The 9,089-nt window shown below is 63.3% G+C and carries 11 protein-coding genes; 2 read left to right on the top strand and 9 right to left on the bottom strand.

Annotated features, from left to right (window positions below):
• The 6 genes from Q0341_RS09165 to Q0341_RS09140 form a co-directional block, all read right to left on the bottom strand.
• Positions 1–219: tripartite tricarboxylate transporter TctB family protein (locus Q0341_RS09165; RefSeq protein ID WP_299512379.1), on the bottom strand; the 219-nt coding region annotated here is incomplete at its 3' end.
• Between the two features lie 149 nt (positions 220–368).
• Positions 369–1,139, bottom strand: a complete 771-nt coding sequence (locus tag Q0341_RS09160) for a spermidine synthase (protein WP_299512377.1) — start codon at positions 1,137–1,139, stop codon at positions 369–371.
• Positions 1,136–1,693, bottom strand: a complete 558-nt coding sequence (locus Q0341_RS09155) for a DNA-deoxyinosine glycosylase (RefSeq protein ID WP_299512376.1) — start codon at positions 1,691–1,693, stop codon at positions 1,136–1,138. Before Q0341_RS09155 ends, Q0341_RS09160 begins: the two co-directional genes overlap by 4 nt.
• Positions 1,690–2,514: a TatD family hydrolase gene (locus Q0341_RS09150; RefSeq protein WP_299512374.1), complete on the bottom strand. Its 825-nt coding sequence runs from the start codon at positions 2,512–2,514 to the stop codon at positions 1,690–1,692. Before Q0341_RS09150 ends, Q0341_RS09155 begins: the two co-directional genes overlap by 4 nt.
• 15 nt (positions 2,515–2,529) lie before the next feature.
• A complete protein-coding gene (gene lolD / locus Q0341_RS09145; RefSeq protein WP_299512373.1) occupies positions 2,530–3,228 on the bottom strand; it encodes a lipoprotein-releasing ABC transporter ATP-binding protein LolD in 699 nt (232 codons plus the stop codon).
• Positions 3,221–4,489: a lipoprotein-releasing ABC transporter permease subunit gene (locus tag Q0341_RS09140; RefSeq protein ID WP_299512372.1), complete on the bottom strand. Its 1,269-nt coding sequence runs from the start codon at positions 4,487–4,489 to the stop codon at positions 3,221–3,223. The genes lolD and Q0341_RS09140 overlap by 8 nt, the downstream gene beginning before the upstream one ends.
• A gap of 49 nt (positions 4,490–4,538) precedes the next feature.
• Between Q0341_RS09140 and Q0341_RS09135 the strand changes: the two genes are divergently transcribed.
• Positions 4,539–5,498: a hypothetical protein gene (locus Q0341_RS09135; RefSeq protein WP_299512370.1), complete on the top strand. Its 960-nt coding sequence runs from the start codon at positions 4,539–4,541 to the stop codon at positions 5,496–5,498.
• Positions 5,499–5,516: 18 nt separating this feature from the next.
• Positions 5,517–7,226 carry a single-stranded-DNA-specific exonuclease RecJ gene (recJ, locus tag Q0341_RS09130; protein ID WP_299512368.1) on the top strand — a complete coding sequence of 570 codons (1,710 nt, stop codon included), beginning with the start codon at positions 5,517–5,519 and terminating at the stop codon, positions 7,224–7,226.
• 94 nt (positions 7,227–7,320) lie between these two features.
• Here the strand turns inward: recJ and coaD are convergent, their stop codons facing one another.
• The 3 genes from coaD to Q0341_RS09115 all read right to left on the bottom strand — a co-directional run.
• Positions 7,321–7,827 carry a pantetheine-phosphate adenylyltransferase gene (gene coaD, locus Q0341_RS09125; RefSeq protein WP_299512365.1) on the bottom strand — a complete coding sequence of 169 codons (507 nt, stop codon included), beginning with the start codon at positions 7,825–7,827 and terminating at the stop codon, positions 7,321–7,323.
• Entirely contained in the window at positions 7,824–8,561 is a 738-nt protein-coding gene (gene rsmD / locus Q0341_RS09120; RefSeq protein ID WP_299512363.1) for a 16S rRNA (guanine(966)-N(2))-methyltransferase RsmD, read from the bottom strand. The genes coaD and rsmD overlap by 4 nt, the downstream gene beginning before the upstream one ends.
• 39 nt (positions 8,562–8,600) lie before the next feature.
• Positions 8,601–9,089, bottom strand: a 489-nt coding sequence (locus Q0341_RS09115) for an insulinase family protein (protein WP_299512361.1), incomplete at its 5' end; no start/stop codon positions are given.

The raw sequence follows: 9,089 nt of genomic DNA, 5'->3' as shown, positions 1-9,089 counted from the left end.
GCCGATCTTCTCACCGCCGGCGGTTTCCACCACCAAGGACTTGAACATGATGTACAAGCCAATCAGGCCCAACAGCACGCCCAACATGAGAGGGAAGTAACCCGGCCCCATGCGGGCACCTGTGCCAATGTTGTAGTTGGTCGCACCGATGGCGAAGGCTCCTCCGACGACTGCGTACAGCAGCCCTGCAAAAAAGTCTTTTTGACTCTTGATGTTCACGCAATATCTCCTCTGGTTTGAGTTGTTTAGATTTTGCGCGAACATCGGCCCCAGTTCGATGTGGGTTACACCTAGTCAGCGGCCAATGGTCATCATGGTTTACCCTGACTCGGAGTGCTTTGAATGCCCCCTCGGATGGCCTGTAGCACTTATTTGGCCAACGGCTTGAACACTTGGAGCCATTTGGAAGCGGGCAGGCCCCATTTCTCTTCGATGGCGCTGGCCGCTTTTTGCAAAGCATCGCGCGAGGGGCGGCTGGCGGTGCGCTGGACCAACACAATCGCATTGCCTTCACGGGTGGGTTTGAAAGCCCAGACCGCGTCTTCGCCGAATGCGGCGCAAATTTTCTCCACACTCTCGGCATAACTGGACGAGCGGCCAAACAGGTTCACGGTCATGCAGCCTTGTAGCGAAAGCAGCTCGCGGCAGTGTCGATAAAAGTCGGGCGTGTCCAGCACCGGGGCGGCCGCCTCTTCGTCGTACAAATCGACCTGCAAGGCGTCCACGGTGCCGCGCCATTCGTCTTTCTGGATTTCCAGCGCCGCATCGGCCAACACCACACGCAAGCGCGCGTCGTCGGGCGGCAGACGAAACCAGCCCCGGCAGGCGTGCAGCACACCCGGGTTCAACTCCACGGCGGTGCAGGTCATCTTGAGTTTTTTGTAGCAAAACTTGGTGATGGTGCCCGCGCCCAGGCCCAGTTGCATGGCGTGCGCGCCCTTGACTTCGGCGTGCGGGAAAAACAGCAGCCAGCCGAACATGCGCTGCACATATTCCAGCTCGATGTCAAAGGGCCGGTCCAGAAACATCGAGCCCTGAATCCACTCGGTGCCCAGGTGCAGGTAACGGATTTCGCCGTCTTCGGAGAAATTGACTTCGGGCAGTTCGAGGCTGGAGGCAGAGGATTTTTTTCGGGTCATGGGGTCAGCACCGCCCGCCAGGCGGTGAGTTTTTGTTCAAAGGTCCAGGACGCATTCGCAGGACTGGTCGATGGTAGGCGATGGACCGTGACTTGCCCGGCCAATCCGGCTTGGGCCAGTGATTTTTCCACCGCTTTGGCATGACGAAAACTCTCGCCGCCGTTGTGGGCGATGGTGCTCAATTGCGGACACCGCCGCAACAATGTCGGAAAGTCGTTCAGCTGAGCATGGCGGATGGCGCTGTCCAGGCTGCCCTCACGCTCACACTCGGCATAAACGTCCCACACCCCCACACCCTGGGCCAGCAAGCACGCGCAGCGGCGGGTGTAGTTTTTGTCGTCAGGCCAAGGCGCATCGGGCCACAGGGCCTGCACAATGCGCCAAAAATGGTTTTGCGGGTGCGCGTAATACTGCTGCCACTGCAAAGACTTGACGCTGGGGAAACTGCCCAGCACCAGCACGCGGGTGTCCGGCCCCACCAAAGGCGGCAAACCCTGCAAACGGGGACTGGCCAAAGACTCGGCCCAGGGCTCGGTCAAGACAGGCTGGGTCATATGCCCCCCAGTTTGGGCAAAACCCGCTGTGCGTTACGGGTGCTTGCTGCCGCCAAGTCGGGCAAGGGCATGCCCCGCAACTCTGCCAAAACCTGCGCAATGCGCGGCAACTCGGCGGGGCTGTTGCGGCCCTGCGCTGCACCCAGCGCCCGCTGCTCGGCGGTTTGGTAGAGCCACTGCGGCGGGATGTCGGGCGCATCGGTCTCCAGCACCAAGGCGCTCAGGGGCAGCTCGCAGGCCAGGCGGCGCAGCTGCAATGAACGCTCATAGGTCAATGTGCCGCCAAAGCCCAGCGCAAAGCCCATGTCTACAAAGGCCTGCGCCTGTTGACTGCTGCCGTTGAAAGCGTGCGCAATGCCTGAGGTGATGCGGCACTGGCGCAAGCCTTTGAGCAAGAGGTCGGCCGAGCGCCGCACATGCAGGATGACGGGCAGGCCGTGTTGTTGAGCCAGCTTCAGTTGCGCGGTGTAAAAAAACCATTGCCGCTCGCGCATGTCGGGCGTGCACAGCTCGGGCACAAAAAAGTCCAGCCCGATCTCGCCCACGGCCACCAAGCGCGGGTCATCTCGGCGCTCGGTCAATGCGCGGTCCAGCGCCAGCAGGTCAGCTTCTTGCGCTTGCGGTACATACAAAGGGTGGATGCCCAAAGCATAGGCGTCGCCATGTTGCTGGGCCAGTTGCGCCACATCGGCCCAGTGCGCTCGCTGCACCGCAGGGATCACGCAGCGCGTGACGCCCACATCGCGGGCCCCCTCGCGCACCGCGTCCCGGTCAGCGTCAAATTCGGCCGCGTCCAGGTGGCAGTGCGTGTCGATCCACATGGCGCGTCAAACCAGTCAAACAGGCGCTTGCAACACGCCCTTGACCAAATGCAGCTGCCGGTCACAACGCGCGGCCAAGGCCTGGTCATGCGTGACGACCACAAAGGCAGTGCCGCGTTCGCGGGCCAATTGCAGCATCATGGCAAACACGCCGTCGGCGGTTTCGCGGTCCAAGTTGCCCGTGGGCTCGTCGGCCAACACACAGGCCGGGTCGTTCACCAAGGCTCGGGCCAAGGCCACACGCTGGCGCTCACCGCCCGACAACTCGGCAGGCCGGTGGTGCAGGCGCTCGCCCAGGCCCACGCGTTGCAGCCACTGCGTGGCCACAGCGGCGGCTTCGGCGCGGTCTTGGCGGCGAATCCACAGCGGCATGGCCACGTTGTCCAGTGCACTGAACTCGGGCAGCAAATGGTGAAACTGGTAGACAAAACCCAGGTAGCGGTTGCGCCACTGGCCTTGCTCGGCAGCGCTCAGGGCAGACAACAACTGGCCCTTGAGCTGCACCGAGCCTTGCGTTGGGGCATCGAGCCCGCCGAGTAAATGGAGCAAGGTGCTCTTGCCCGAGCCCGAAGCGCCCACGATGGCCAGTGTCTCACCCGCGTGCACGGTCAGGTCCACGCCTTGCAGCACGGTCACATCCAAGCGCCCTTCGGTGAAGCGCTTGGTCAGGCCCTGGGCCTGCAGCACAGTGCCCACGTTTTGGGTGTCATTCATAACGCAGCGCCTCCGCCGGGTTGACCTGGCTGGCGCGCCAGCTGGGGTAAAGCGTAGCCACGAAAGCCAAGACCAAAGAAATGATGGCAACGGGCAGGATGTCGCTGGCCAAGGGCTCGCTGGGCATGCGGCTGATCAGGTAAATGTCACGCGGCAAAAAGCTGGCATTGAACAGAGATTCCAGCGCAGGCACGATCACATCGATGTTGAAAGCCACCAGCAGGCCAAACCCCAAGCCGCTCATCGTGCCGATCACACCCACCGTGGCGCCCTGCACCACAAAAATGCCCATGATGCTGCGCGGGCTGGCCCCCAGCGTGCGCAAGATCGCAATGTCGGCGCGTTTGTCGGTCACCGTCATCACCAAGGTGCTGACCAAATTGAAGGCCGCTACCGCCACGATGAGCGTGAGGATGATGAACATCATGGTTTTTTCGACCTGCACGGCGGCAAACCAAGTTTTGTTCTGCTGCGTCCAGTCGCGCACAAAAAACTGCGGGCCCAAGTCCAGTTGCAGGTCCCGCGCCACATCCCGCGCTTGGTGCAAATCGCGCAGCTTCAGGCGCACGCCGCTTGGGCCTTCCAACCGGAACATGCGGGCTGCGTCTTCGACGTGCATCAGCGCCAGCGCCGAGTCGTATTCATAGTGCCCTGACGAAAACGTGCCCACCACGCCCATTTGCTTCATGCGCGGCACCACACCCGCAGGGGTGACTTGGCCAGACGGCGACACCAGCGTCACCGGGTCGCCGCTTTGCAGGTACAGGTTATTGGCCAGATCGCGGCCCAGCACCAGGTTGAACTCGCCCGGCAGCAGACGCTGCAGCACCCCGGCTTGCGTGTCGTTCGACAAATCGCTGACCTCGGGCTCCAGCGCCGGGTCGATGCCGCGCACCAGCACGCCCTTCATGTCCTCGCCCCGCGCCAACAGGGCTTGTGCGGTGATGAAAGGTGCCGCGCCCAGCACCTGCGGGTTGGCCTTCAGTCGGGCCAATAAGGCGGGCAAATCGGCCACGGCAGCGCCATCGGCGGCATAGACCTCGATGTGCGAGACCACGCCCAGCATGCGGTCACGCACCTCTTTTTGGAAGCCATTCATCACGCTCAGCACGATGATGAGCGCCGCCACGCCCAGGCCAATGCCCATCATGGACACCCCCGAAATGAAGGAAATGAAGCCGTTTCGCCGGGTGGCGCGGCCTGCACGCGTGTAGCGCCAGCCCAGCACCAGCTCGTAGGGGATGTTTTTGAAAAAAGACATAGGCCCGTATTGTGCAGTGCGACCTCGGCAGCTGCCACAATCACCGCCCATGCACCTGATCATTCCCTATGCGGCCAGCCATGCCCTGAACGGCCCCGAAGTTTGGGCTGGCTTGCAACTTCCCCATTTGCAAACCTTGCTGACCCTGCTGCAGCGCCAGCAGGTGCTGCAAGACCCCGGCCCCACAGCGCTGCACATGCCGCACGAACGCCTTCAAGCCCAGACGCTGGGCTGGCCACTTGACGCCCCCACCCTGCCCTGGGCCGCCTGGCAACGGGCGCAACAAGGCCAAGCCAGTGCCACGCCCCAAGCCTGGATGACGCCCTGCCATTGGCAAATCGGCATGGACCAGGTGGTGATGGCAGACCCCGCGCATTTGCGCTTGAGCGACGAAGAATCGCAGCAGCTTTTGCAAGCCATGCAACCGTTTTTGCAAGAAGACGGCCTGCAAGTGACCTGGCACAGCGCCTTGCGCTGGCACGTCCAAGGGGCGCTGCTGGCCGACCTGCCCACGCCCTCACTCGACCGGGTGATTGGCCAGAACGTGAAAGACTGGATGCCCCAGCACCCCGCTGCCCGACCCCTGCAGCGCCTGCAAAGCGAGATGCAGATGCTGCTCTACAACCACCCGGTCAACGACGCCCGCGACGCCCGCAGGCAGCACACCGTCAACGCGTTTTGGCTGCACGGCGCGGGCACGCTGCATCCGATCACACCGGCCTCTGCACCGCCCATGACTGAGACAGTGACCGTGTCAGATGCCTTGCGGGCCAGCGCTTTGCATGGCAATGTGCAGGCTTGGCAGCAAACTTGGCAGCAGCTCGATGCCACGGCCGTGGCCGATTTGTTGGCGCACCTCAAAGCCACGGGGCAAGGCACGCTCAGCCTGTGCAGCGAACACGCGGCCCACACCTACACCGCTGCGCCTGCCGCTTGGCACCAAAAAATCACCCGGCTGTTCAACAAAGCTTCCCCAGCTGCGGTACTCCAAGCCCTCATCACAGCCTGACCACTCCCTGAAGACACCATGAATTTGCTCACCCGAGATGTGCCCCCCCGCAGCGCCTGGGCGCTGGAACAAGCAGGCATCCACCCTCTGCTGGCCCGCCTGTATGCGGCCCGCGGCGTGCTGTCCAAAGACGAACTCGACGACGCGCTGAACCTGTTGCTGCCCCCGGCCGGCATGTTGGGCACCACGGAAGCCGCCCAGCTGCTGGCCAACGCCATCGCGCACAACAAGCGCCTGTGCATCGTGGCCGATTACGACTGCGATGGGGCGACCGCCTGCGCCGTGGGCGTGCGCGGCCTGCGCATGCTGGGCGCGCAGAACGTGAGTTACCTTGTGCCCGACCGGGTGGTGGACGGCTACGGCCTCACGCCCCCCATTGCAGAGCGTGTGCACCAACAAGGCGCGGATGTCTTGATCACCGTGGACAACGGCATCGCCAGCGTGGCGGGCGTGCAGGCTGCGCAAGCGCTGGGCCTGCAGGTGCTGGTGACCGACCACCATTTGCCTGGCAGCGAATTGCCCACGGCAGAAGTCATCGTCAACCCCAACCAGCCCGGCTGCGGCTTCACCAGCAAGTCCATCGCCGGTGTGGGCGTGATGTTTTACGTGCTGCTGGCCCTGCGCGCCGAGCTGCGCCAGCGTGGGGTGTTCGACGCCAGCAACCAGCCGCGCCTCGACGCCCTGCTGCCTCTGGTGGCTTTGGGCACCGTGGCCGATGTGGTCAAGCTCGACGCCAACAACCGCCGCCTGGTGGCGCAAGGCCTGCGCCGGGTAAGGGCAGGTGCATTGCCCCGCGGCATGTCCGCGCTCATGCGCGCTGCCAGTCGCGAAACCGCCAAGGCCACGACCTTTGATTTTGGCTTTGCCCTGGGCCCGCGCATCAACGCCGCAGGCCGCCTGGCCGACATGACTCTCGGCATCGAGTGCCTGCTGACCGACGACGCAGGCCGCGCCGATGAACTGGCCAAACAGCTGGACGCGATCAACCGTGAACGCCGCGTGATCGAGGGCGACATGCGCGAGATGGCCATGGATATGGCCGAGTCGCTGTTTGACGAAGGCGACGAGCCGCCGCCCGCCATTTGTGTGTTCGACCCGGATTTTCACGAAGGTGTGGTGGGCATCGTGGCCTCGCGCATCAAGGACAAACTGCACCGCCCCACCTTTGTTTTCGCGGCCAGCAGTGCCCCGGGCAAAGAGCACGAACTCAAAGGCTCAGGCCGCTCGATTGCGGGCTTTCATTTGCGCGACGCGCTCGATCTGGTGGCCAAGCGCGCCCCCGGCGTTCTGCTGCGCTTTGGCGGCCACGCCATGGCGGCGGGCTGCACCATTGCCGAAGAACACCTCGATGTGTTTGAGGAAACCCTGAACCAAGTGGCCCTGGAATGGCTGGACGCCGCCACGCTGCAACGCCGCTTGGAAACCGATGGGCCATTACCAGCCGAATACCGCCGTGTGGATTTGGTGGACATGCTGCACCACGAGGTTTGGGGCCAAGGCTTTGCACCGCCCGTGTTTTGCGAAGAGATCGAGATCGTGTCGCAGCGGCTGGTGGGCGAGAAACACCTGTCGCTCAAGATGAAACACCAAGGCCAGCCGGTGGACGGCATCTGGTTTGGCCGCACCGAACCGCTGCCTTCACGGGTCAAACTGGCGTATCGGCTGGACGCCGACGAGTGGCAGGGGCAAAAGCGGGTGCGCTTTTTGGTGGAAGGCGCACAGCTGTGAGCCGTTCAACCCGCATCACCGTTGCATGTCGGACCTGAAGGCACCGACCTACAAAATCCAATAACCTGTCGGGCCAACGCGGACCGCATGGTTTTCAATGCTTGGTCGCAACCTTGGCCTGCAAGGCGTTGAGCACGGGCGCGGGCACCAGGCCCGAGACATCGCCACCGAGCTTGGCGATTTCACGCACCAAGGTGCTGCTGATGTGCTGCACATGGGCGCTGGTGTGCAAAAACACGGTGTCCAATTCGGGAGCCAGGTGGCGGTTCATGCCCGACATCTGGGTTTCGTAGTCGTAGTCGGTCACCGAACGCAGGCCGCGCACGATCACCTGCGCGTTGTGTGAGCGCGCAAATTCAACGATCAAACCGTCAAAGGGCAAAGCTTTCACGTTCGGGCAATCGGCCAGCGCGGCTTGCGCCAGTGCCAGCCGTTCGTCCAGGCTGAACATGGTGCTCTTGTGGTGCGCCCGGGCCACCGCGATGATGACCTGGTCAAACATGTGGGCAGCACGGCGGATCGCGTCTTCGTGGCCCAGCGTGAGCGGATCAAAGGTGCCGGAATAAACAGCGGTCACGCCCTGGTTTTCAGATGGGCTCATGCGGCTTCTCCTTCATTGGCGAAAGTGTTGCTGGCGGATGGCATTGCGGCATCGGTGCCAAGTGGTGCGGGCAAAGGCAAGGCCTCCAGACTGACCCGCTTGAGCAAATGCGCATGCACGGCACCGGCTTTGAGGTGGCGCTCGCACTGCAGGCCCAAAACCCCCAGCGCCTCGCCAGGCCAGGCCACAGGCGCTTCCAGGTAAATCCAGCCCCCCACGGGCACGGCACGGGTGGCGGCTTTCAGGGCCGGCTCAAACCAGGGGCCGTCAAAGGGCGGGTCGATGAAGACCACATCCACACTGCCCGAGGGCAAACGCAGCAAGGCGGCCACGCCGTCGCCGCGCTGCACGCTGACCATGCTGGCTTTCAGGCGGGTGGCGTTGTCTTGCAAATCACGCACCAACACGGCATCTTGCTCGACCATCAGCACATGGGCTGCACCGCGCGATGCGGCTTCCAGGCCCAGCACACCGGTGCCGGCAAACGCGTCCACACAGCGCCAACCGCTCAGGTCCTGGCCCAGCCAGTTGAACAGCGTTTCGCGCACCCGGTCGGGCGTGGGCCGCAGGCCCGGCTTGTCCAGCACCTTCAGGCGCGTGCGTCGCCACTGGCCGCCGATGATTCGAATTTCGTGCGAGGACGGGCCTTTGGGCACAGGGGTTTTGGGCTTTTTGGCCGCGGCATGGCGGGCTGCGCCGCTCAGGGCTGGGCGTTTGGAGGAAGCTGAAGACATAGCCTCCGAGTGTAAAGGTCCAAAGCCTTGAAAGCCTGGTTATCTTTGTCCTTCAGTGTTGGCCCCCACCACCACCGTCACCATGCGCTCGAGCTGCAACACCCGGGCCATGGCGCGCTGCACATCTGCGGCGCTGACGCGCTCGATTTGCCGCGTCCAGGTGTTCAGGTAATCCAGCGGCAAGCGGTTCCAGGCGATGTTGGCCACATTGCCCAGCAGCTTGCGGTTGCTGTCAATGCGCAGTGCAAAGCCGCCCACCAGGTTGGATTTGGCCGCTTGCAGCTCGGCCTCGGTCGGGCCTTGGCGCACAAAGTTTTGCACCACTTCTTGTGCCACTGCCACGGCTTGCGCGGCTTGGTCGGGGCGGGTTTGCAGGCCTATGGTGAAGGCCCCGGCATGCATGCCCGGTGCAAAACCGCTGTACACGCTGTAGCTCAGGCCGCGCTTTTCGCGCACCTGCTCGGTCAGGCGCGAAACAAACCCACCGCCGCCCAAAATGTGGTTGCCCACCAGCAGCGCAAAAAATTC

Source organism: uncultured Limnohabitans sp., from assembly GCF_937889215.1.
GTDB lineage: Bacteria > Pseudomonadota > Gammaproteobacteria > Burkholderiales > Burkholderiaceae_C > Limnohabitans_A.
This window is presented reverse-complemented; position numbering and strand designations above follow the sequence as displayed.